This window comes from Pantoea sp. SGAir0175, from assembly GCF_043547855.1.
Window position 1 is genome coordinate 3,828,124 of record NZ_CP028081.1, and the last position, 25,176, is coordinate 3,853,299.

The 25,176-nt window shown below is 54.1% G+C and carries 14 protein-coding genes, 5 tRNA genes and 3 rRNA genes; 2 read left to right on the top strand and 20 right to left on the bottom strand.

Annotation, left to right across the window (positions count from 1 at the left end; genetic code table 11):
- Positions 1–52 precede the first annotated feature (52 nt).
- Positions 53–1,510 (bottom strand): aminotransferase-like domain-containing protein, encoded by a 1,458-nt coding sequence (locus C1N56_RS17900; protein WP_283341909.1) that lies wholly within the window; start codon positions 1,508–1,510, stop codon positions 53–55.
- A gap of 175 nt (positions 1,511–1,685) precedes the next feature.
- Here C1N56_RS17900 and C1N56_RS17905 point away from each other — a divergent pair, with 175 nt between their 5' ends.
- Positions 1,686–1,871 carry a DUF1127 domain-containing protein gene (locus tag C1N56_RS17905; RefSeq protein ID WP_058769981.1) on the top strand — a complete coding sequence of 62 codons (186 nt, stop codon included), beginning with the start codon at positions 1,686–1,688 and terminating at the stop codon, positions 1,869–1,871.
- A gap of 66 nt (positions 1,872–1,937) precedes the next feature.
- Here the strand turns inward: C1N56_RS17905 and rpoC are convergent, their stop codons facing one another.
- From rpoC to C1N56_RS17970, 13 genes are all read right to left on the bottom strand, one after another.
- Positions 1,938–6,161 carry a DNA-directed RNA polymerase subunit beta' gene (gene rpoC, locus C1N56_RS17910; RefSeq protein WP_021508204.1) on the bottom strand — a complete coding sequence of 1,408 codons (4,224 nt, stop codon included), beginning with the start codon at positions 6,159–6,161 and terminating at the stop codon, positions 1,938–1,940.
- 72 nt (positions 6,162–6,233) lie between these two features.
- Entirely contained in the window at positions 6,234–10,262 is a 4,029-nt protein-coding gene (rpoB, locus tag C1N56_RS17915) for a DNA-directed RNA polymerase subunit beta (protein WP_021508205.1), read from the bottom strand.
- A 326-nt stretch (positions 10,263–10,588) separates the two neighbouring features.
- Entirely contained in the window at positions 10,589–10,954 is a 366-nt protein-coding gene (gene rplL, locus C1N56_RS17920; protein ID WP_021508206.1) for a 50S ribosomal protein L7/L12, read from the bottom strand.
- 66 nt (positions 10,955–11,020) lie between these two features.
- A complete protein-coding gene (gene rplJ, locus C1N56_RS17925) occupies positions 11,021–11,518 on the bottom strand; it encodes a 50S ribosomal protein L10 (protein ID WP_021508207.1) in 498 nt (165 codons plus the stop codon).
- A 347-nt stretch (positions 11,519–11,865) separates the two neighbouring features.
- Complete coding sequence (gene rplA, locus C1N56_RS17930; RefSeq protein WP_021508208.1) at positions 11,866–12,570, bottom strand: 50S ribosomal protein L1; 705 nt, start codon at positions 12,568–12,570, stop codon at positions 11,866–11,868.
- Positions 12,571–12,573: 3 nt separating this feature from the next.
- A complete protein-coding gene (gene rplK, locus C1N56_RS17935; RefSeq protein ID WP_013507401.1) occupies positions 12,574–13,002 on the bottom strand; it encodes a 50S ribosomal protein L11 in 429 nt (142 codons plus the stop codon).
- A gap of 147 nt (positions 13,003–13,149) precedes the next feature.
- Positions 13,150–13,695 carry a transcription termination/antitermination protein NusG gene (gene nusG / locus C1N56_RS17940; protein ID WP_010616908.1) on the bottom strand — a complete coding sequence of 182 codons (546 nt, stop codon included), beginning with the start codon at positions 13,693–13,695 and terminating at the stop codon, positions 13,150–13,152.
- Between the two features lies 1 nt (position 13,696).
- Complete coding sequence (gene secE / locus C1N56_RS17945; RefSeq protein WP_021508209.1) at positions 13,697–14,080, bottom strand: preprotein translocase subunit SecE; 384 nt, start codon at positions 14,078–14,080, stop codon at positions 13,697–13,699.
- Positions 14,081–14,307: 227 nt separating this feature from the next.
- Positions 14,308–15,492 (bottom strand): elongation factor Tu, encoded by a 1,185-nt coding sequence (gene tuf / locus C1N56_RS17950; protein WP_022547082.1) that lies wholly within the window; start codon positions 15,490–15,492, stop codon positions 14,308–14,310.
- A gap of 106 nt (positions 15,493–15,598) precedes the next feature.
- A tRNA-Thr gene (locus C1N56_RS17955) sits at positions 15,599–15,674 on the bottom strand.
- 5 nt (positions 15,675–15,679) lie between these two features.
- A tRNA-Gly gene (locus tag C1N56_RS17960) sits at positions 15,680–15,754 on the bottom strand.
- A gap of 189 nt (positions 15,755–15,943) precedes the next feature.
- Positions 15,944–16,028, bottom strand: a tRNA-Tyr gene (locus tag C1N56_RS17965).
- A 7-nt stretch (positions 16,029–16,035) separates the two neighbouring features.
- Positions 16,036–16,111: transfer RNA gene (locus C1N56_RS17970), tRNA-Thr, on the bottom strand.
- Positions 16,112–16,507: 396 nt separating this feature from the next.
- On the opposite strand from C1N56_RS17970, the gene coaA reads away from it, so the two are divergent.
- On the top strand, positions 16,508–17,458 hold the full coding sequence (coaA, locus tag C1N56_RS17975; RefSeq protein ID WP_058759911.1) for a type I pantothenate kinase: 951 nt from the start codon (positions 16,508–16,510) through the stop codon (positions 17,456–17,458).
- Positions 17,459–17,511: 53 nt separating this feature from the next.
- Here coaA and birA read toward each other — a convergent pair whose 3' ends face one another.
- From birA to C1N56_RS18005, 6 genes are all read right to left on the bottom strand, one after another.
- Positions 17,512–18,474: a bifunctional biotin--[acetyl-CoA-carboxylase] ligase/biotin operon repressor BirA gene (gene birA, locus C1N56_RS17980; protein WP_058759910.1), complete on the bottom strand. Its 963-nt coding sequence runs from the start codon at positions 18,472–18,474 to the stop codon at positions 17,512–17,514.
- Complete coding sequence (murB, locus tag C1N56_RS17985; RefSeq protein WP_059012006.1) at positions 18,471–19,508, bottom strand: UDP-N-acetylmuramate dehydrogenase; 1,038 nt, start codon at positions 19,506–19,508, stop codon at positions 18,471–18,473. The genes birA and murB overlap by 4 nt, the downstream gene beginning before the upstream one ends.
- Positions 19,509–19,658: 150 nt before the next feature.
- Positions 19,659–19,774: ribosomal RNA gene (rrf, locus tag C1N56_RS17990) — 5S ribosomal RNA — on the bottom strand.
- Between the two features lie 223 nt (positions 19,775–19,997).
- A 23S ribosomal RNA gene (locus C1N56_RS17995) occupies positions 19,998–22,901 on the bottom strand.
- Between the two features lie 214 nt (positions 22,902–23,115).
- Positions 23,116–23,190 (bottom strand) — tRNA-Glu (locus C1N56_RS18000).
- Positions 23,191–23,278: 88 nt separating this feature from the next.
- Positions 23,279–24,820: ribosomal RNA gene (locus C1N56_RS18005) — 16S ribosomal RNA — on the bottom strand.
- The 16S, 23S and 5S rRNA genes sit together here with 1 tRNA gene alongside, the layout of an rRNA operon.
- Positions 24,821–25,176: the final 356 nt, after the last annotated feature.

Below are 25,176 nucleotides of genomic sequence, written 5' to 3' on the forward strand. Positions count from 1 at the left end.
GCGGGCCAGGGCTGGCTTCCCCGACTCTCTGTCCGGCCCTGCCTTTCCACCGCTATTCCGTCAGGGAGGTGATATGGCGCGTTGTTTCCGCACTGCAGGCCTGCATGGCACGCTCCACGGCTGCGCCGAGGCTGGCAATCGCCTGCTCGGTTTGCTCATTCATTGGCAGACCATAATTGAGGCGCAGGCAGTTGCGATATTTACCCGCCGCCGAAAACAGCGAACCGACCGCCACCTGGATTTTCAGCTCCCGCAGCTCCGCATTCAGCCGCACCGCATCGAAGGCTTCCGGCAGCTCAATCCACATCAGGAAACTGCCCTGCGGCCGCGAGACGCAAATGCCGCAGGGAAAATAGTGGCGCACCCAGCAACTAAACGTCTCATAGTTACGCTGATACACCTGGCGCATGCGGCGCAAATGCGGCAGGTAATGGCCCTGACGAATAAACTCCGCGACCGCATACTGCGGCTGCGTTGCCGTCGAACCGGTGCCAATATATTTCATGTGCAGTACGCGATCGCGATAGCGTCCCGGCGCGACCCAGCCCACGCGCAAGCCGGGCGCCAGGGTTTTGGAAAACGAACTGCACAGCAGCACGCGGCCATCCATATCCAGCGATTTGATGGTGATCGGACGCGGATACTCCCACGCCAGCTCGCCGTAAACATCATCTTCAATGATCGCTGCATCAAAGCGCTGCGCCAGCGTCAGCAGCGCGCGCTTACGCGCTTCCGGCATGATAAATCCAAGCGGATTATTGCAGTTGGGTACCACCACTACCGCTTTGATTGGCCACTGCTCAAACGCCAGCTCCAGCGCCTCAAGACTGATCCCGCTGACCGCATCGGTAGGGATTTCAATGGCGCGGATGCCCAGACCGCGCAGTGTCTGCATGGTGCCGTGAAACGCCGGCGACTCAACGGCAATGATATCGCCTGGCTCGCACACGGCGCGAATCGACACCGATAGCGCTTCATGGCAACCGGTGGTGATGACAATATCTTCCGCCGTCAGCTGACAGCCGCTGTCAATTGTTAGCCGCGCAATCTGCTCGCGCAGCGCTGCCACGCCAAGCAGGCTGTCATAGTTGAGCTGATCAATGTCCTGCTTCTGCGCCATGCGCCCCATGATTTTCCACAGCGGCTTGAGCGTCGGCTGGGTCAGGTCCGGCATGCCGCTGCCCAGCTGCAGCACGTCGCCATTAATGCGGCTGCTCAGCAACTCCAGCACCGATTCCCACTGGGTGATCTCAACCGGACGCTGTACGGGTCGGGTCATCGCGGGTACCGGCGGCGTGGCTTTACGGGTAGCGACAAAATAGCCGGAACGCGGCTGCGGCACGATAAGCTGCTTCTCTTCCAGCAGATGATAAGCCTGCTGCACGGTACTGATGCTGACGCCGTGCTCAATGCTGAGCGTACGCACCGAGGGCAAGCGTTCGCCGCTGCGATACAGCCCCTGCTCAATACGGTCTGAAAGCAGACAGGCCAGATGTTGATAGCGCGTCATTGTGTGCCTCGCTGCGTTAACGGTGATCAAAAATCAGTACAGATGACGCCTATTTCTACCATTCAGATCGGTACGGGCGCAATCTGTATGTTAAAGATAAGTGATTTTTGAATCTGTATTGCATTCACCTTCAGAGGGAAAATGTTGCTCAGACACCATACTGAGGGCTGGGATTATGGAATTCGATCAGAACCGGGCGGCAAAACCGTTCAGCGTGACCTTACTCGATATCTTTCGTGGCGGCGTGCGCGCGATAAAACGCTGGCAGGCCAGACGGGAAACGCGGGAGATTCTTTCGCACCTGAGTGATGCGCAGCTGCGTGATATCGGGCTGACGCGTCAGGATATCAATCAGAAATAACGTGGATTTCAGACGAAAAAAAACCCTGCCGAGGCAGGGTTTTTTCATGGTCAGCAGAGCAGACGATTATTCGTCGTCGCTACCGCCCAGACCGGCGTTCAGCAGCTCAGCGAGGCTGGCAGAGGCTTCATCCGCAGTCACCTGCGGTGCAACCGGTGCTTCACCCGCCTGACGGCGACGCATACGATCCTGGTGGTAAGCATAACCGGTACCGGCCGGGATCAGACGACCCACGATAACGTTCTCTTTCAGGCCGCGCAGTTCGTCGCGCTTGCCTGCTACCGCTGCTTCGGTCAGGACACGGGTGGTCTCCTGGAACGATGCCGCAGAGATGAACGATTCGGTTGCCAGCGAGGCTTTGGTGATACCCAGCAGGTCACGCATGTACGTCGCGCCGATTTTGCCGTTCGCTTCCAGATCGCGGTTGGAGATCTTGATACGAGAGACTTCCGCCTGCTCGCCTTCCAGGAACTCCGAGCTACCCGCGTTCATGATGGTTGCTTTACGCAGCATCTGACGCACGATGACTTCGATGTGCTTATCGTTAATCTTAACGCCCTGCAGGCGGTAAACTTCCTGCACTTCGTTAGTGATGTAACGGGTCACAGCATGGACGCCACGCAGACGCAGGATGTCGTGCGGAGACTCTGGGCCGTCAGATACGACGTCACCACGTTCTACACGTTCACCTTCGAATACGTTGAGCTGACGCCATTTCGGAATCATCTCTTCATACGGATCGCTACCGTCAACCGGCGTGATCACCAGACGACGCTTGCCTTTGGTCTCTTTACCGAAGGAGATGATACCGCTGATCTCCGCCAGGATAGCTGGCTCTTTCGGACGACGCGCTTCGAACAGGTCGGCAACGCGTGGCAGACCACCGGTGATGTCCTTGGTACCGCCAGATTCCTGCGGAACACGCGCCAGGGTATCACCCGAGCTGATCTTCACGCCATCTTCCAGCTGCACAATCGCTTTACCTGGCAGGAAGTACTGTGCCGGCATGTCGGTGCCCGGGATCAGTACATCGTTGCCGTTGGCATCAACGATTTTCAGTGCCGGACGCAGGTCTTTACCGCCCGCAGTACGCTCTGCAGAATCCAGTACCACCAGCGATGACAGACCGGTCAGGTCGTCAGTCTGACGGGTAATGGTCTGACCGTCGATCATGTCGGTGAAGCGGATGAAACCGCCCACTTCGGTGATAACCGGCATGGTGTGTGGATCCCAGTTTGCAACGGTTTCGCCCGCGGCAACCTGCTCGCCATCACCTTTCGCCATGACCGCACCGTAAGGCACTTTATAGCTCTCTTTGGTACGACCGAACTCGTCGATCATCTTCAGCTCAACGTTACGCGAGACGATAACCAGCTTCCCGGAGGAGTTGGTTACTGACTTGGCGTTGGTCAGCTTGATAGTACCTTTGTTCTTCACCTGAATGCTGGATTCAGCTGCCGCACGCGATGCCGCACCACCGATGTGGAAGGTACGCATGGTCAGCTGGGTACCCGGCTCACCGATGGACTGTGCTGCGATAACGCCGATGGCCTCACCTTTGTTGATGATGTGACCACGTGCCAGATCGCGACCGTAGCAGTGTGCACACACACCGAAGTCGGTTTCACAGCTCACCACGGAACGCACTTTAATCGCGTCCACGGAGTTCAGTTCAACCACGTCACACCAGTGCTCATCGATCAGGGTGTTACGCGGGATCAGGATGTCCGCAGTGCCCGGCTTCAGCACGTCTTCTGCCGTCACACGACCCAGTACACGCTCACGCAGCGGCTCTTTAACGTCGCCACCTTCGATGACCGGGGTCATCATGATGCCTTCGAATGTGCCACAGTCGTCTTCGGTGACCACCAGGTCCTGCGCCACGTCAACCAGACGACGGGTCAGGTAACCGGAGTTCGCCGTTTTCAGTGCGGTATCGGCCAGACCTTTACGCGCACCGTGGGTCGAGATGAAGTACTGGAGTACGTTCAGACCTTCACGGAAGTTCGCGGTGATTGGCGTCTCGATGATGGAGCCATCTGGCTTCGCCATCAGACCACGCATACCTGCCAGCTGACGAATCTGTGCCGCAGAACCACGCGCACCGGAGTCGGCCATCATGTAGATGCTGTTGAACGAAACCTGCTGCTCTTCTTCGCCGTGACGGTTGATCACGGTTTCGGTCTGCAGGTTATCCATCATCGCTTTGGATACGCGTTCGTTAGCCGCAGCCCAGATATCGATGACTTTGTTGTAACGTTCGCCCGCGGTAACCAGACCAGACTGGAACTGCTCCTGGATCTCGGCCACTTCCGCTTCGGCTTCTGCAATGATTTCTGCTTTCTTGGCAGGAATCACCATGTCGTCGATACCTACTGAGGCACCTGAACGGGCTGCATAGGCAAAGCCGGTGTACATGGTCTGGTCAGCAAAGATAACGGTCGGCTTCAGGCCCAGGATGCGGTAACAGGTGTTCAGCATCTTAGAGATCGCTTTCTTACCCAGCGCCTGGTTGACGATGGAGTAAGGCAGACCTTTCGGTACGATCATCCACAGGATCGCACGACCAATGGTGGTGTCGATCAGGCTGGTTTTCGCAACGAGCTCTTCCTGCTCATTTTTGCTGTATTCAGTGATACGCACTTTAACGCGTGCATGCAGCTCGGCCTGGCCAGCGCGGTAAACACGCTCAGCTTCTTTCGGGCCGGTCAGCACCATGCCTTCGCCTTTGGCGTTCACTTTGTCGCGGGTCATGTAGTACAGACCCAGAACAACGTCCTGTGAAGGAACGATGATTGGCTCGCCGTTCGCTGGAGACAGAATGTTGTTGGTAGACATCATCAGCGCACGCGCTTCCAGCTGGGCTTCCAGCGTCAGCGGTACGTGAACAGCCATCTGGTCACCATCGAAGTCGGCGTTATACGCCGCACACACCAGCGGGTGCAGCTGGATCGCTTTACCTTCGATCAGAACCGGTTCAAACGCCTGGATACCCAGACGGTGCAGGGTTGGTGCACGGTTCAGCAGTACCGGGTGTTCGCGAATCACTTCATCCAGGATATCCCAGACGACCGCTTCTTCGCGCTCAACCATTTTCTTGGCCGCTTTAATGGTGGTCGCGAGGCCACGCAGTTCCAGCTTGCCGTAGATGAACGGTTTGAACAGCTCCAGTGCCATTTTCTTCGGCAGACCGCACTGATGCAGACGCAGGTATGGACCTACGGTGATAACCGAACGACCGGAGTAGTCAACACGTTTACCCAGCAGGTTCTGACGGAAACGACCCTGCTTACCTTTGATCATGTCGGCCAAAGATTTCAGAGGACGTTTGTTAGAGCCGGTGATGGCACGACCGCGACGGCCGTTATCCAGCAGGGCATCTACCGCTTCCTGCAGCATACGTTTTTCGTTACGTACGATGATATCTGGAGCAGCCAGATCCAGCAGACGCTTCAGACGGTTGTTACGGTTGATCACGCGACGATACAGATCGTTCAGATCCGACGTAGCGAAACGACCGCCGTCCAGCGGTACCAGCGGACGCAGATCTGGCGGCAGCACCGGCAGAACGGTCAGGATCATCCACTCTGGCTTGTTGCCAGACTGCACGAACGCTTCCAGCAGCTTGATACGCTTGGTCAGCTTTTTACGTTTGGTCTCAGAGTTGGTTTCGTTCAGCTCTTCACGCAGCTGCTCGCACTCCTGCTCCAGATCCATATTTTTCAGCAGCGCCTGGATAGCTTCCGCACCCATCTTCGCGTCGAATTCGTCACCGAACTCTTCCAGCGCGTCAAGGTACTGCTCTTCAGTCAGAATCTGACGTTTTTCCAGGTTGGTCATGCCGCCTTCGACCACAACATAAGATTCGAAGTACAGCACGCGCTCGATATCACGCAGCGGCATATCCAGCAGCAAACCGATGCGGGATGGCAGTGATTTCAGGAACCAGATGTGCGCGGTCGGCGAAGCCAGCTCGATGTGGCCCATACGCTCACGACGCACTTTGGTCTGCGTGACTTCAACGCCACACTTCTCACAGATCACGCCACGGTGTTTCAGACGCTTGTACTTACCGCACAGGCATTCGTAATCTTTTACCGGTCCGAAAATACGGGCACAGAAAAGACCGTCACGCTCCGGCTTGAAGGTACGGTAGTTAATGGTTTCCGGCTTTTTAACTTCACCGAAAGACCAGGAACGGATCATGTCTGGCGAGGCCAGCGCAATTTTGATCGCATCAAACTCTTCGGTTTTAGTTTGCGCTTTCAGAAACTTAAGTAAGTCTTTCACGGATTAGCTCCCGTCGGAGTGGAACTCTCAGGGACGCGCCAGGCGCGTCCCATAACCAGTACTTGCGAGTGCTTACTCGTCTTCCAGCTCGATGTTGATACCCAGCGAGCGAATCTCTTTCAACAGTACGTTGAAGGATTCCGGCATGCCCGGTTCCATCTGATGGTTGCCGTCAACGATGTTTTTATACATCTTGGTACGGCCGTTGACGTCATCAGACTTAACGGTAAGCATTTCCTGCAGGGTATACGCGGCACCGTATGCTTCCAGTGCCCACACTTCCATCTCACCGAAGCGCTGACCACCGAACTGCGCCTTACCACCCAGCGGCTGCTGCGTAACCAGGCTGTAAGAGCCGGTAGAACGGGCGTGCATCTTGTCGTCGACCAGGTGGTTCAGTTTCAGCATGTACATGTAACCTACGGTTACCTGACGCTCAAACTGCTCACCGGTACGGCCGTCGAACAGGGTGATCTGACCGGAAGAAGGCAGACCGCCGAGCTGCAGCAGCTCTTTGATTTCGCTCTCTTTCGCACCGTCGAACACTGGCGTCGCGATTGGCATACCTTTTTTCAGGTTCTCTGCCAGACGCAGCACTTCGTCGTCCGAGAAGGTGTTCAGGTCAACTTTCTGACGCACATCGGTGCCCAGATCGTAAGCACGCTGGATAAACTCACGCAGTTTGGCGACTTCTTCCTGCTTCTTCAGCATCGCATTGATCTTCTCACCAATGCCTTTCGCCGCCATACCCAGGTGGGTTTCCAGAATCTGACCGATGTTCATACGCGATGGTACGCCCAGCGGGTTCAGTACGATGTCGACCGGCGTACCGTTCTCATCGTATGGCATGTCTTCGATTGGGTTGATCTTCGAGATAACACCTTTGTTACCGTGACGACCCGCCATTTTGTCACCAGGCTGAATCTGACGCTTAACGGCCAGATACACCTTGACGATTTTCAGCACGCCCGGTGCCAGATCGTCGCCCTGGGTGATCTTGCGACGCTTCGCTTCGAGTTTCTTCTCAAACTCGTGCTTCAGCTCGTCATACTGCTCAGCCAGCTGCTCCAGCGCGTTCTGCTTCTCTTCGTCGGTCAGACCGAGTTCCAGCCAGCGCTCGCGTGGCAGCTTGTCCAGTTTCTCCGCTTCCACGCCACCTGAAATCAGGACGGCCTGGATACGGCTGAACAGGCCCGCTTCGAGGATCTGCAGTTCTTCAGACAGGTCTTTTTTCGCCTGCTTCAGCTGCATCTCTTCGATTTCCAGCGCGCGCTTGTCTTTTTCCACGCCATCGCGGGTGAAGACCTGTACGTCGATAACCGTACCGGAAACGCCGTTCGGCACGCGCAGTGACGAGTCTTTCACGTCAGAGGCTTTTTCACCGAAGATCGCACGCAGCAGTTTCTCTTCTGGCGTCAGCTGGGTTTCACCTTTCGGCGTGACCTTGCCTACCAGAATGTCGCCACCGGTCACTTCCGCACCGATATACACGATGCCGGATTCATCCAGTTTGGAGAGCGCAGCTTCACCCACGTTCGGGATGTCAGCGGTGATCTCTTCCGGCCCCAGTTTGGTGTCACGCGACACGCAAGCCAGTTCCTGAATGTGGATGGTGGTGAAACGGTCTTCCTGTACTACACGCTCAGAAACGAGGATGGAGTCTTCGAAGTTGTAACCGTTCCATGGCATGAACGCCACGCGCATGTTCTGACCCAGCGCCAGCTCACCGAGGTCGGTAGACGGGCCGTCAGCCAGCACGTCGCCACGCTCGATAGGTTCACCCAGAGAAACACACGGCATCTGGTTGATGCAGGTGTTCTGGTTAGAACGGGTGTACTTGGTCAGGTTGTAGATGTCGATACCTGCTTCGCCCGGATACATCTCGTCTTCGTTAACTTTGATAACGATACGTGACGCATCGACGTACTGCACGGTACCACCACGTTTCGCGACGGCAGTTACACCGGAGTCGACCGCTACAGCACGTTCCATACCGGTACCAACCAGCGGCTTATCAGCACGCAGGGTAGGTACAGCCTGACGTTGCATGTTCGCACCCATCAGGGCGCGGTTAGCATCATCGTGCTCCAGGAACGGGATCAGTGACGCACCGACAGAAACCACCTGCTGGGTGGAAACGTCCATGTAGTCAACCTGATCGCGGCTGAACAGGCTCGATTCACCTTTGCTACGGCAGGTGACGAGATCGTCAACAAAGCTGCCGTCATCGGCGAGGTTGGTGTTCGCCTGAGCGATAACGTAGTTACCCTCTTCGATAGCAGAGAGGTAATGAATTTCATCACTCACTTTACCGTCAACCACGCGGCGGTACGGCGTTTCGAGGAAGCCGTATTCGTTAGTCTGCGCGTAAACAGAGAGTGAGTTGATCAGACCGATGTTCGGACCTTCCGGGGTTTCGATTGGACATACGCGACCGTAGTGAGTCGGGTGTACGTCACGCACTTCGAAGCCGGCGCGTTCACGGGTCAGACCGCCTGGGCCCAGAGCAGAGATACGACGCTTGTGCGTAATCTCAGACAGTGGGTTGTTCTGGTCCATAAACTGGGACAGCTGGCTGGAACCAAAGAACTCTTTCACCGCGGCCGAAATTGGCTTGGCGTTGATCATGTCCTGTGGCATCAGCGTGTCGAGGTCGCCCAGAGACAGACGCTCTTTCACAGCGCGCTCTACACGCACCAGGCCAACGCGGAACTGGTTTTCCGCCATTTCGCCGACCGAACGGATACGACGGTTGCCGAGGTGGTCGATATCATCCACTTCGCCAATACCGTTACGGATACCGATGAGCTTCTTCATCACTTCAATGATGTCGTCTTTGCTCAGGATACCGGAACCTTCGATCTCGTCACGCAGCAGAGAACGGTTGAACTTCATGCGGCCAACGGCCGACAGATCGTAACGATCTTCGGAGAAGAACAGGTTCTCGAACAGGTTTTCTGCGGCTTCACGCGTTGGCGGCTCGCCAGGACGCATCATGCGGTAGATCTCAACCAGCGCGCTCAGGCGGTCGTTGGTTGGGTCAACACGCAGTGTCTCAGAAATGTACGGGCCGTGATCCAGGTCGTTGGTGAACAGGGTTTCGATGCGTTTGTGACCGGACTGGCTCAGTTTCGCCAGCAGATCCAGTGACAGCTCCATGTTCGCCGGCACGATCAGCTCACCGGTGTTCAGATCGATGTAATCTTTCGCGACCACTTTGCCCGCGATGTACTCGACCGGCACTTCAATGTGCTGAATGTTGTCTTTTTCCAGCTGACGGATGTGGCGCGCAGTAATGCGACGACCTTTCTCAACGTAGACCGTGCCGTTGGCTTCGATATCGAAGGAGGCGGTTTCACCACGCAGGCGCTCAGGCACCAGTTCCATCTGCAGCTTGTTGTCGCGGATTTCAAACACCACTTTTTCGAAGAACAGATCGAGAATCTGCTCAGTGGTGTAATCCAGCGCGCGCAGGATGATACTGGCCGGCAGCTTACGACGACGGTCAATACGGACGAACAGGTTGTCTTTCGGGTCAAACTCAAAGTCGAGCCATGAACCGCGGTAAGGGATAATACGTGCGTTATACAGCACTTTACCGGAAGAGTGCGTTTTACCCTTATCGCTGTCAAAGAATACGCCAGGACTACGATGCAGCTGAGAAACGATAACACGCTCAGTACCGTTGATGACAAAGGTACCGTTGTCGGTCATGAGCGGAATTTCGCCCATGTACACTTCTTGTTCTTTGATGTCTTTGACGGTGCCTTCCGGCGCTTCGCGCTCGTAGATCACCAGACGCAGTTTAACGCGCAGCGGTGCGGAATACGTCACGCCACGGATCTGACATTCTGTCACGTCAAACACCGGCTCACCCAGACGGTAGCTGACATACTGCAACTCAGAGTTGCCGCTGTAGCTCGCGATTGGGAACACGGAACGGAAGGCTGCTTCCAGACCGTACTGGCCTTCTGGATCTTGCTCGATAAACTTCTGGAACGAGTCAAGCTGGATAGAAAGGAGATAAGGCACATCCAGTACTTGTGGACGTTTACCAAAATCCTTACGAATACGTTTTTTCTCGGTATAGGAGTAAACCATAGGGTTCCTCAGCTAGCTGACAAGTCGACCCACGCTGTCCGTCCTGAAGGGACAGTTCATGCAACACTATTTTGTTTTTCATGCGATGCGCGGCACCCCATGCAATACATCTTTCTATCACTCTTAAATCATTTCATCGCCGTTGCGCAGGCAGGGAACCCTCACAGGAAAGCGGTATATTAAGTCGTCGATAGAAAAAGATATTGAAGAGGAACAATGGACAAACAGTGCGAAACGCCATCATTCCCCTGTAGCGCAAAAAGGCTGGTGACCAAAAAGTCACCAGCCATCAGTCTGTTTACGCAGACTGCAACCCGAGGGTTGTCTTACTTAACTTCAACTTCAGCGCCAGCTTCTTTCAGAGCAGCTTCAAGTGCAGCTGCGTCGTCTTTGCTGATGCCTTCTTTGATTGCAGCTGGAGCAGCTTCAACCAGGTCTTTAGCTTCTTTCAGGCCCAGACCAGTTGCGCCACGAACGGCTTTGATTACAGCAACTTTGTTCGCGCCAGCAGCTTTCAGGATAACGTCGAATTCAGTTTTCTCTTCAACAGCTTCAGCCGGGCCAGCAGCAACAGCTACAGCAGCAGCAGCAGAAACGCCGAATTTTTCTTCCATAGCAGAAACCAGCTCAACTACTTCCATTACGGACATAGCTGCAACGGCTTCCAGGATTTGATCTTTAGTGATAGACATGACAATTGTTCCTAAGAATCAGTAAAAGTTTATACGTTAGCAAGTACGAAGAAAAAGAATCTGGCCTTAAGCCGCTTCTTTCGCGTCGCGAACAGCAGCCAGAGTGCGGACCAGCTTGCCAGCAGCAGCTTCTTTCATGGTCGACATCAGACGTGCCAGTGCTTCTTCGTAAGTCGGCAGCGTTGCCAGACGGTCAATTTGTGCCGCCGGGATCAGCTCACCTTCAAAGGCTGCAGCTTTGACCTCAAAGTTTGCATTCGCTTTCGCGAACTCTTTGAACAGACGAGCAGCAGCGCCCGGGTGTTCCATAGAGTATGCAATCAGGGTCGGACCAACAAACGTGTCTTTCAGGCACTCGAATGGAGTACCTTCAACGACGCGGCGCAGCAGGGTGTTACGAACAACACGCATGTAGACGCCAGCTTCACGACCTGCTTTACGCAGTTCAGTCATTTTATCAACGGTAACGCCACGGGAATCCGCAACAACCGCTGAAAGCGCGCCTTTGGCTACTTCGCTAACTTCAGCAACAATTGCTTGTTTGCCTTGAAGATTTAATGCCATTAGCTTTGCTCCTGGATTTGACCGGGAAAATTTCCCGGAACTCACTTCACTTACACACCCGAAGGCCGTAAGCGCGTTACACGGTGAGCAGAATCCAGTGAAGAAAAAATTCTTTTTGGTTCTGTCACCGTCTACGCAGGATATTAAGCATCACTTCCAAAGAGGTTCTGCTCCTGCGGTCTTGGACGGAGGCCAGGATCAGGCCTGGCTCCAACCTTAGTCGCTGAATGACAAGGTGTTTAGACCTGTGCACTCCGCGACTATGAATTTGGGTTCTGAATTGACGGATCAACCAGAACAACGGGCGTAAGATTCTAGATGAATTTTTCGCCCGTTACAAGCAGCAATTAGTTTGCTGCTGCGTTCAGACCAGCCTGGTCAACGGCAACGCCGGCGCCCATGGTGGTAGAGATGCTGACTTTCTTGATGTACACGCCTTTCGCCTGAGCAGGTTTAGCTTTTTTCAGCGCAACCAGCAGAGATTCCAGGTTTTCTTTCAGTTTGTCAGCATCGAAGTCCACTTTACCGATGGTGGTGTGGATGATGCCGTTTTTGTCGTTACGGTAACGAACCTGACCCGCTTTAGCGTTTTTCACAGCTTCAGCAACGTTAGGAGTTACGGTACCAACTTTCGGGTTTGGCATCAGACCACGTGGGCCCAGAACCTGGCCCAGCTGGCCAACAACGCGCATTGCATCCGGAGAAGCAATAACAACGTCAAAGTTCATTTCGCCTTTCTTGATCTGATCAGCCAGGTCTTCCATACCTACCAGCTCAGCGCCAGCTGCTTTAGCAGCTTCAGCGTTTGCGCCCTGGGTAAAGACGGCAACACGTACTGAACGACCAGTACCGTGTGGCAGAACGGTCGCGCCGCGCACGTTCTGGTCAGATTTACGTGCATCGATGCCGAGGTTAACAGCAACGTCCACGCTCTCTACGAATTTAGCGGTAGCCAGTTCTTTCAGCAGAGCAACAGCTTCGTTGATGTCATACTGTTTAGTCGCATCAACTTTGTCACGGATCACGCGCATGCGCTTGGTCAGCTTAGCCATTTCTTAGTCCTCCACTACCAGGCCCATGGAACGAGCAGTACCTTCGATAGAGCGAGTCATCGCTTCTACGTCAGCACCAGTCATGTCCGCAGCTTTGGTTTCTGCGATTTCACGTACCTGAGCACGAGTTACTTTACCGACTTTATCTTTGTTCGGCTTACCAGAACCAGACTTGATGCCTGCTGCTTTTTTCAGCAGAACGGCAGCCGGAGGCGTTTTGGTAACGAAGGTGAAAGAACGGTCGCTGTATACGGTGATAACTACTGGAGTCGGCAGACCCTTTTCCAGTGATTCTGTTTTGGCGTTGAACGCTTTACAGAATTCCATGATGTTAACACCCTGCTGACCCAGAGCCGGACCAACTGGTGGGCTCGGGTTAGCCATACCAGCTGCAACCTGCAGCTTGACGTAGGCTTGTACTTTCTTGGCCATGATATTTCCTCTATTGGGTATAGCGCCTGGCGAACAGGCTCCCCGTGATAACGATTTATACGCTGTTGCCAGCGCATAAAAACAAAAGGCGCGAAATTATAGGTAAATTTCGCGCCTTCCGCAAGAGCTAAAAAGTGAACAAAAGGCTTAGCCTTTCTCCACCTGAGCAAAGTCGAGTTCAACCGGCGTTGCACGGCCGAAGATAGAAACAGAAACCTTCAGGCGGCTCTTCTCGTAATCCACTTCTTCGACCACACCGTTGAAGTCGGCAAACGGGCCGTCGTTGACACGCACCATCTCGCCTGGCTCGAACAGCGTTTTCGGACGCGGCTTATCACCCACCTGCTGCAGGCGGTTCATGATCGCATCCACTTCTTTATCACTGATCGGTGCCGGACGGTCAGAGGTACCACCAATGAAGCCCATTACACGCGGTACACTGCGCACTAAGTGCCAGCTGGCGTCATTCATCACCATCTGGACCAGTACGTAACCAGGGAAGAATTTGCGTTCGCTTTTGCGACGCTGGCCGCCACGGATTTCCACGACTTCTTCAGTCGGCACCATGACTTCGCCAAACAGTTCTTCCATGTTGTGCAGTTTGATATGCTCTTGCAGCGACTTGGCTACGCGGGCTTCAAAACCGGAAAACGCCTGAACGACGTACCAGCGTTTTTTTGGAGCTTCAGACATCTCAGAACCTCAGGCCAGTGATAAACGATACCAGACGGACCAGAATACCATCCAGCCCCCACAAAATCAGTGACATCACGGCAGTGACCGCGGCAACGATTAACGTGGTGTGCAATGTTTCCTGGCGAGTTGGCCAGATGACCTTACGCATTTCGGTTCTTGCTTCACGTGCAAAAGCCACGGTTGCTTTGCCTTTGGTGGTCAGCAACGCAATGCCGCCCGCCGCAGCGATCAACACCACGACAGCCAGCGCGCGTAAAGGCAGTGTCACATCGCGATACAGGTAGTTACCGACGATTGCTACCAGCAGCAATGCGATCACAACTACCCACTTTACCGCTTCCAGGCCGCGCCCGCTCCCTTGAGCTTCGGTATTCGCACTCATAAACCAACCTGCCACAATAATTCAGAAACTATTCTGCCCCGCAGAGCGAGGCATCCAAACCGAATGCGCTTTTGGGCATAACTCGGTATCCAGCGCCGTAATACAGAGCCTGTCTCAGCAATGATTATGATCGAAAATCACTGATGAGCCAGGTTCTGGTTAACAGCGTACAAAAAGGGCATCAAATGATGCCCTTTCCGTGTGCATTGCGTCAAATATTATCGCTATTACGCGATAACTTTAGCAACAACGCCCGCGCCAACGGTACGGCCGCCTTCGCGGATTGCGAAGCGCAGACCTTCGTCCATTGCGATTGGATGGATCAGGGTAACAACCATTTTGATGTTGTCGCCTGGCATTACCATCTCAACGCCTTCTGGCAGCTCTACTGAACCGGTTACGTCAGTGGTACGGAAGTAGAACTGTGGACGGTAGCCTTTGAAGAACGGAGTATGACGGCCGCCTTCGTCTTTAGACAGAACGTAAACTTCTGACTCGAACTGGGTGTGTGGCTTGATGGTGCCTGGCTTAGCCAGAACCTGACCACGCTGGATCTCTTCACGCTTGATACCGCGCAGCAGAACACCACAGTTCTCGCCTGCCTGACCCTGGTCCAGCAATTTGCGGAACATTTCAACACCGGTACAGGTAGACTTGGCAGTCGCTTTGATACCCACGATTTCAACTTCGTCGCCCACTTTCACGATGCCGCGCTCAACACGACCGGTAACAACGGTACCACGGCCAGAGATTGAGAATACGTCTTCGATTGGCAGCAGGAACGGCAGGTCGATAGCACGGACTGGATCCGGGATGTAGTTATCCAGGTGCTCAGCCAGCTCAACGATTTTCGCTTCCCACTCAGCATCGCCTTCCAGCGCTTTCAGCGCAGAACCGCGTACGATTGGGGTATCGTCGCCAGGGAAGTCGTAAGCAGACAGCAGGTCACGCACTTCCATCTCAACCAGTTCCAGCAGCTCTTCGTCATCAACCATGTCGCACTTGTTCAGGAACACGATGATGTAAGGAACGCCAACCTGACGACCCAGCAGGATGTGCTCACGGGTCTGAGGCATTGGGCCATCAGTCGCAGCAACAACCAGGATCGCGCCGTCCATCTGCGCAGCACCGGTGATCATGTTTTTCACATAGTCGGCGTGGCCTGGGCAGTCAACGTGTGCGTAGTGACGGGTCGGGGTTTCATATTCAACGTGAGAGGTGTTGATGGTGATACCACGAGCCTTCTCTTCTGGCGCGTTATCGATCTGATCGAATGCACGTGCCTGGCCGCCGTAGGTTTTAGCCAGAACGGTGGTGATTGCCGCAGTCAGGGTGGTTTTACCGTGGTCGACGTGACCGATGGTGCCCACGTTTACGTGCAGTTTGTTACGTTGAAATTGCTCTTTAGCCATCGCTTGTCCCTCTAAGACACGGATATATCAAAGATATCGTCACATTAACCAGGCAAAACCTGATGTTAGTTTTACAGAGAGAGAATCAGGAGAGAGATAAAGGAAGTGGTGCTGATACCCAGAGTCGAACTGGGGACCTCACCCTTACCAAGGGTGCGCTCTACCAACTGAGCCATATCAGCACATCTGGAGCGGGCAGCGGGAATCGAACCCGCATCATCAGCTTGGAAGGCTGAGGTAATAGCCATTATACGATGCCCGCATCCTGGAACTCGGCTACCTGTTCTTTCTGTAGCTTATGAATAATAAAAGAAGACCTTCTATTATTCGAGCCAGTCAGAGCTTCCGACTGACGGTGATCACGCTACTGCGCAATCTGAATTCGAAGGTGAGAGAGTTGAACTCACCCATCAGATAAGCCTTTATCTGACGCTCAACCGAGAGGTTGAGATGGTGGTGGGAGAAGGATTCGAACCTTCGAAGTCTGTGACGGCAGATTTACAGTCTGCTCCCTTTGGCCGCTCGGGAATCCCACCTACTTGATGGTGCCGGCTACCGGAATCGAACTGGTGACCTACTGATTACAAGTCAGTTGCTCTACCAACTGAGCTAAGCCGGCATCAAGTGACGCGCATTCTAGGAAGACCGGGTTCAGGATGCAACAAAAAAATTGCTAAATTTGCACTACCGCTTACTATTTGTGCAAATCCTCGCAAAACGCCCCGCCAGCGCAGCAAAAAGCAGCAAACATGGTGTGTTTTTCCGCCAGCCCACAGCCTGATTATTCTTTGATACCGCGTTAGCCTCATACTGTGATCATAAAAATGCGGGCCTGCTTACGAAAGCGTGCTCAGGTTTATCATTTTACTTCTTTTTAAAGTCACACTGGTGTTACCCTCCTGCCCATTGTTCTCGTTAAATTACCCCTGTGACGTGCAACTGAGTTCGACACATCGCTGTATGCCTGTTGCTGCAAGGTGTTGATGAGCCAGAATTTGCGGTCAGATGCATGCTTATGAGTAAAAAAACGACGCCACTGACGACGCCCTACCTGCAGTTTGATCGCCAGCAATGGGCTGCGCTGCGAGATTCCGTACCGATGACGCTGGCCGCCAGCGAAATTGAACGGCTGCGCGGTATCAATGAAGATCTTTCGCTGGAAGAAGTTGCCGAGATCTATCTGCCGCTATCACGTCTGCTGAACTTCTATATCAGTTCAAATCTGCGCCGTCAGGCGGTGCTGGAGCAGTTCCTTGGCACCAATGGCCAGAAGATCCCGTACATTATCAGTATTGCCGGCAGTGTCGCCGTCGGTAAAAGCACCACCGCGCGCGTGTTACAGGCGCTGCTTAGCCGCTGGCCCGAGCACCGCAAGGTGGAACTCATCACCACCGATGGCTTTTTGCACCCTAATGCGGTGCTGAAAGAGCGCGGCCTGATGAAAAAGAAAGGCTTCCCGCAGTCGTATGATATGCATCGACTGGTGAAGTTCGTATCGGATTTGAAATCGGGCGCCAGTCAGGTCACCGCACCGGTGTATTCACACCTGATTTACGATGTTATCCCGGATGGCGATAAGGTGGTGCAGCAGCCGGACATCCTGATTCTGGAAGGGCTGAACGTCCTGCAGAGCGGTATGGATTATCCGCACGATCCGCATCATGTATTTGTCTCAGATTTCGTCGACTTTTCAATATATGTCGATGCGCCAGAAAACTTATTAGAGCGCTGGTACGTTAATCGCTTTCTTAAATTCCGCGAAGGTGCCTTCAGCGATCCGGACTCTTATTTCCACCACTATTCTCAGCTGCCTGAAGAGGAAGCAGAAAGTATTGCACGTGGATTATGGAAAGAGATTAACTGGCTGAATTTGAAAGAAAACATCTTACCTACGCGTGAGCGGGCCAGCCTAATCATGACCAAGTCTGCGGATCATGCCGTGCAAAGCGTGCGGTTACGAAAATAGTATTAAAAACGCCCTGCTTTATCAGGGCGTTTAATGCATTACTGTTTACTGTGTTAATTAGCGGGACGTAATGAGATCTCGCCACCGACCCAGGATTTAATCTCACCATCCTGTTCCAGCAATAAACCGCCCTGCTTATCAATTCCGCGCGCAATGCCATGCACTTCACGATCGCCAATCAGCAGTTTTACCGGGCGATGGATAAAGTTATCCAGCGCTTCCCAGCGGCCGACAAACGGCGCCAGCCCATCCCGTTCAAACAGCGGTAAAGCTTCACGCAGACGGTTTATCAGCCTGGCGGCGAGTTCGTTACGATTGATCTCGATGCCCGCTTCCTGCAGATTGATCCAACCCTGATTGATTTCCGCCGTGCCTTCGCCCCGCATCACCAGGTTGATCCCCGCGCCCATCACAATTTGCGCCGCATCGCCGGTTTTACCGGTGAGCTCAACCAGAATACCCGCCAGTTTACGATCCTGCAGATAGAGGTCATTTGGCCACTTAACGCGAACGTCTGCCGCGCCCAGCGACTGGATAACCTCTGCCATCACGATACCAATCACCAGACTCAGGCCCATTGCCGCAGCTGGCCCCTGCTCCAGTCGCCAGTACATGGACATGTAGAGATTGGCGCCAAACGGCGAGAACCATTTCCGTCCGCGCCGGCCGCGCCCGGCCTGTTGATATTCCGCGATGCATGCATAGCCGGAGTTCAGCTGGTCCATGCGATCGAGTAAATACTGATTCGTGGAGTCAATAACCGGAATCACCGCCAGATCTGCCTGATGCAGATGCGCCAGGATCGCCTCTTCATTCAGCAGCTGAATGGGCGCTGGCAGGCTGTAGCCTTTCCCTGTCACGGTGTAGACATCCAGGCCCCAGCTTTTCAGCGTCTGAATATGTTTATTCACGGCAGCGCGGCTCATACCGAGCGCTTCACCCAGTTGTTCACCAGAGTGAAATTCGCCATCGGCCAGCAGGGCGACCAGTTTTAATGGAACGCTATGATCTTTCATGAAATCACCTCGACGGCGTTACGCTCGCCCTGCGCGCCAATGAAACGTACTTCTGGCTCCAGCCACACGGCAAATTTTTTCCCCACCTCCTGACGCACATGATGTGCCAGGGCGACAATATCCTGCGGTGTGGCATTGTCTTCATTGATCAGTACCAGTGCCTGCTGACGATGCACCGCAGCGCCGCCAAAACGGTAGCCTTTCAACGCACACTGATCGATCAGCCAGCCCGCGGCCAGCTTGACCTCACCACTGTGCTGTGGATAGTGCGGCATAGCAGGATAGTGCGTGAGCAATACCTCTGCCTGCTGAGCGGAAATCAGGGGGTTTTTAAAGAAACTGCCTACATTGCCTGTTACGCGCGGATCGGGCAGCTTACTTTGCCGCATATGGCACACCGCATTGAATACGTCCCACGCGCATACGGTGGCGGGATTGAGCTTCGCCAGATCGCCATAGCTCAGCACCGGTTTCCACTGCTTCGCCAGACGCAGCCCGACGGCCACAATCACATAGTCATGCTTCATCGCGTGTTTGAAGATGCTGTCGCGATAGCCAAACTGGCACTCATCACGGTGCAGACGCGTGACTGTGCTATCCGGCAGGTGTAACACCTCGACGTACTGGCAAATATCTTTAAATTCAACACCGTAAGCGCCAATATTCTGGATGGGTGCCGATCCCGTCACGCCTGGAATCAGCGCCAGATTTTCCAGCCCGGTGAGGCCTTTCTTTAGAGTGTGCTCAACCAACTGATGCCAGTTTTCGCCAGCACCAACGTGCAGATGCCAGGCTTCGTCGTGCTCTTCCAGGGTGATGCCTTTAATCGCGTTAATCACCACGCAGCCGGCAAAATCTTCGAGGAACAGGACGTTACTGCCCTCGCCAAGCACCATAAACGGCTGATTATTTTGCTGGCTGGCGTGCCAGGCAGAGGAAATGGCTTCTGCACTATCCGCAACGACGAGCTTTTCAGCCGCGATTGCAAGACCCAGTGTGTTGAACGCTTTCAGGGAAGTCTGAGGGCTGGACATGTTACGGCCTTTACTGATTAATCTGGCCGTAGTTTACCCGATTGCACGGTTTTACAGTGGGGAGTTTTCGCGTTTTTAGCGGAAAATTTGCCGAAGTACGGACGTAAAAAAGCCCCGGACTCTCGTCCGGGGCTTCTTCACTGGTTTGATGCCTGGCAGTTCCCTACTCTCGCATGGGGAGGCCCCACACTACCATCGGCGCTACGGCGTTTCACTTCTGAGTTCGGCATGGGGTCAGGTGGGACCACCGCGCTGTTGCCGCCAGGCAAATTCTTTGTGCCCTGTCCCGCGTCTTTCGCACTGATGCCGCGTTGGCCGCGCTCGCAAAGTCAGTCACATACTCGTGTATGCTCCTTCCTTTCCTTCGCTTGCCGCCTCGCCTCAGCGCAAAATCCTCCGGACTCGCGTCCGCAGAACAAAGCTGATTCTTTATCCGTCACAAGCTGAAAATTCTTTCTGTCTCTCAGACCAAAACGCCTCTGGCGTTGTAAGGTTAAGCCTCACGGGTCATTAGTACCGGTTAGCTCAACGCATCGCTGCGCTTACACACCCGGCCTATCAACGTCGTCGTCTTCAACGTCCCTTCAGGACCCTTAAAGGGTCAGGGAGAACTCATCTCGGGGCAAGTTTCGTGCTTAGATGCTTTCAGCACTTATCTCTTCCGCACTTAGCTACCGGGCAGTGCCATTGGCATGACAACCCGAACACCAGCGGTGCGTTCACTCCGGTCCTCTCGTACTAGGAGCAACCCCCCTCAATTCTCCAGCGCCCACGGCAGATAGGGACCGAACTGTCTCACGACGTTCTAAACCCAGCTCGCGTACCACTTTAAACGGCGAACAGCCGTACCCTTGGGACCTACTTCAGCCCCAGGATGTGATGAGCCGACATCGAGGTGCCAAACACCGCCGTCGATATGAACTCTTGGGCGGTATCAGCCTGTTATCCCCGGAGTACCTTTTATCCGTTGAGCGATGGCCCTTCCATTCAGAACCACCGGATCACTATGACCTGCTTTCGCACCTGCTCGAGCCGTCACTCTCGCAGTCAAGCTGGCTTATGCCATTGCACTAACCTCCTGATGTCCGACCAGGATTAGCCAACCTTCGTGCTCCTCCGTTACGCTTTGGGAGGAGACCGCCCCAGTCAAACTACCCACCAGACACTGTCCGCAGCCCGGATCACGGGCCTACGTTAGAACATCAAACATTAAAGGGTGGTATTTCAAGGTTGGCTCCACGCAGACTGGCGTCCGCGCTTCAAAGCCTCCCACCTATCCTACACATCAAGGCTCAATGTTCAGTGTCAAGCTATAGTAAAGGTTCACGGGGTCTTTCCGTCTTGCCGCGGGTACACTGCATCTTCACAGCGATTTCAATTTCACTGAGTCTCGGGTGGAGACAGCCTGGCCATCATTACGCCATTCGTGCAGGTCGGAACTTACCCGACAAGGAATTTCGCTACCTTAGGACCGTTATAGTTACGGCCGCCGTTTACCGGGGCTTCGATCAAGAGCTTCTCCTTGCGGATAACCCCATCAATTAACCTTCCGGCACCGGGCAGGCGTCACACCGTATACGTCCACTTTCGTGTTTGCACAGTGCTGTGTTTTTAATAAACAGTTGCAGCCAGCTGGTATCTTCGACTGGCCTCGGCTCCGGGAGCAAGTCCCTTCACCTACGCGCCAGCGTGCCTTCTCCCGAAGTTACGGCACCATTTTGCCTAGTTCCTTCACCCGAGTTCTCTCAAGCGCCTTGGTATTCTCTACCTGACCACCTGTGTCGGTTTGGGGTACGATTTCGTGTTACCTGGAGCTTAGAGGCTTTTCCTGGAAGCAGGGCATCAGTTACTTCACCGCCGTAGCGGCTCGTCATCACGCCTCAGTGTTAAAGAAGACCGGATTTGCCTGGTCTTCACACCTGCACGCTTAAACCGGGACAACCGTCGCCCGGATAACCTAGCCTTCTCCGTCCCCCCTTCGCAGTAACACCAAGTACAGGAATATTAACCTGTTTCCCATCGACTACGCTTTTCAGCCTCGCCTTAGGGGTCGACTCACCCTGCCCCGATTAACGTTGGACAGGAACCCTTGGTCTTCCGGCGAGCGGGCTTTTCACCCGCTTTATCGTTACTTATGTCAGCATTCGCACTTCTGATACCTCCAGCGTGCCTCACAGCACACCTTCAGCGGCTTACAGAACGCTCCCCTACCCAACAACGCCTAAGCGTCGCTGCCGCAGCTTCGGTGCATGGTTTAGCCCCGTTACATCTTCCGCGCAGGCCGACTCGACCAGTGAGCTATTACGCTTTCTTTAAATGATGGCTGCTTCTAAGCCAACATCCTGGCTGTCTGTGCCTTCCCACATCGTTTCCCACTTAACCATGACTTTGGGACCTTAGCTGGCGGTCTGGGTTGTTTCCCTCTTCACGACGGACGTTAGCACCCGCCGTGTGTCTCCCGTGATAACATTCTCCGGTATTCGCAGTTTGCATCGGGTTGGTAAGCCGGGATGGCCCCCTAGCCGAAACAGTGCTCTACCCCCGGAGATGAGTTCACGAGGCGCTACCTAAATAGCTTTCGGGGAGAACCAGCTATCTCCCGGTTTGATTGGCCTTTCACCCCCAGCCACAAGTCATCCGCTAATTTTTCAACATTAGTCGGTTCGGTCCTCCAGTTAGTGTTACCCAACCTTCAACCTGCCCATGGCTAGATCACCGGGTTTCGGGTCTATACCCTGCAACTTAACGCCCAATTAAGACTCGGTTTCCCTTCGGCTCCCCTATGCGGTTAACCTTGCTACAGAATATAAGTCGCTGACCCATTATACAAAAGGTACGCAGTCACACCCGAAGGTGCTCCCACTGCTTGTACGTACACGGTTTCAGGTTCTGTTTCACTCCCCTCGCCGGGGTTCTTTTCGCCTTTCCCTCACGGTACTGGTTCACTATCGGTCAGTCAGGAGTATTTAGCCTTGGAGGATGGTCCCCCCATGTTCAGACAGGATACCACGTGTCCCGCCCTACTCGTCGGACTCACAACTCATGCATCTTCGTGTACGGGGCTGTCACCCGGTATCGCGCGACTTTCCAGACGCTTCCACTGATGCACAAGCTGATTCAGGTCCTGGGCTGCTCCCCGTTCGCTCGCCGCTACTGGGGGAATCTCGGTTGATTTCTTTTCCTCGGGGTACTTAGATGTTTCAGTTCCCCCGGTTCGCCTCGTTAACCTATGTATTCAGTTAACGATAATGCACAAGTGCACTGGGTTTCCCCATTCGGACATCGACGGCTGTAGCGGTTCATATCACCTTACCGTCGCTTTTCGCAGATTAGCACGTCCTTCATCGCCTCTGACTGCCAGGGCATCCACCGTGTACGCTTAGTCGCTTAACCTCACAACCCACAGGCGTTTTGCAACGCTGCGGACTGCAAGCATTTGAGAGACCCGAACGCATCGCCATTTCATTCTTATTACGGAGAATGAACACGACGCGTCGTTTCAAATTTTCAGCTTGTTCCGGATTGTTAAAGAGCAATATCTCAAACACGACGTTACCGTCAGTTTTGAGATATTCTGTGGAGACACCTTTCACCTGTCACCAAGCAGTGGCGTCCCCTAGGGGATTCGAACCCCTGTTGCCGCCGTGAAAGGGCGGAGTCCTAACCGCTAGACGAAGGGGACACAAAGTGTCACGACTTCGCAGCCGTCCTGCTCGTTACTTTTCTATCAGACAATCTGTGTGAGCACTTCGCGGGAAAGTATCTTCAGGTAAGGAGGTGATCCAACCGCAGGTTCCCCTACGGTTACCTTGTTACGACTTCACCCCAGTCATGAATCACAAAGTGGTAAGCGCCCTCCCGAAGGTTAAGCTACCTACTTCTTTTGCAACCCACTCCCATGGTGTGACGGGCGGTGTGTACAAGGCCCGGGAACGTATTCACCGTAGCATTCTGATCTACGATTACTAGCGATTCCGACTTCATGGAGTCGAGTTGCAGACTCCAATCCGGACTACGACGCACTTTATGAGGTCCGCTTGCTCTCGCGAGGTCGCTTCTCTTTGTATGCGCCATTGTAGCACGTGTGTAGCCCTGGCCGTAAGGGCCATGATGACTTGACGTCATCCCCACCTTCCTCCGGTTTATCACCGGCAGTCTCCTTTGAGTTCCCGACCGAATCGCTGGCAACAAAGGATAAGGGTTGCGCTCGTTGCGGGACTTAACCCAACATTTCACAACACGAGCTGACGACAGCCATGCAGCACCTGTCTCAGAGTTCCCGAAGGCACCAAAGCATCTCTGCTAAGTTCTCTGGATGTCAAGGCCAGGTAAGGTTCTTCGCGTTGCATCGAATTAAACCACATGCTCCACCGCTTGTGCGGGCCCCCGTCAATTCATTTGAGTTTTAACCTTGCGGCCGTACTCCCCAGGCGGTCGACTTAACGCGTTAGCTCCGGAAGCCACGCCTCAAGGGCACAACCTCCAAGTCGACATCGTTTACGGCGTGGACTACCAGGGTATCTAATCCTGTTTGCTCCCCACGCTTTCGCACCTGAGCGTCAGTCTTCGTCCAGGGGGCCGCCTTCGCCACCGGTATTCCTCCAGATCTCTACGCATTTCACCGCTACACCTGGAATTCTACCCCCCTCTACGAGACTCAAGCCTGCCAGTTTCAAATGCAGTTCCCAGGTTAAGCCCGGGGATTTCACATCTGACTTAACAGACCGCCTGCGTGCGCTTTACGCCCAGTAATTCCGATTAACGCTTGCACCCTCCGTATTACCGCGGCTGCTGGCACGGAGTTAGCCGGTGCTTCTTCTGCGGGTAACGTCAATCGGTGAGGTTATTAACCTCACCGCCTTCCTCCCCGCTGAAAGTACTTTACAACCCGAAGGCCTTCTTCATACACGCGGCATGGCTGCATCAGGCTTGCGCCCATTGTGCAATATTCCCCACTGCTGCCTCCCGTAGGAGTCTGGACCGTGTCTCAGTTCCAGTGTGGCTGGTCATCCTCTCAGACCAGCTAGGGATCGTCGCCTAGGTGAGCCATTACCCCACCTACTAGCTAATCCCATCTGGGCACATCCGATGGTGTGAGGCCCGAAGGTCCCCCACTTTGGTCTTGCGACGTTATGCGGTATTAGCTACCGTTTCCAGTAGTTATCCCCCTCCATCGGGCAGTTTCCCAGACATTACTCACCCGTCCGCCACTCGCCACCCAAAGAGCAAGCTCTTCTGTGCTGCCGTTCGACTTGCATGTGTTAGGCCTGCCGCCAGCGTTCAATCTGAGCCATGATCAAACTCTTCAATTTAAAGTTTGATTTGCTGCAACCAGTGCAGCGATGCTCTGTGAATTAAACTTCGTAATGAATTACGTGTTCACTCAGCAAAGACTTGATATTTTTTACGTCCGGAGACGCTGATATCAATCCTGCGAGTGCCCACACAGATTGTCTGATAAATTGTTAAAGAGCGGTGCGACGCGGCGTTCGGCCTGCTGTCGCGAGGTGGCGTATATTACGCTTTCCTCCTTCAGAGTCAAACACTTTTTTCAGCGCTTTTCTCCGGCGGGGTGAATCACTTCACGCCCTGTGAGCCGTCTGCGTTGCCGCTTTGCCGTCTCAGTGGTGGCGCATTATAGGGAGTTAATTCTGGCTGACAAGGGTTT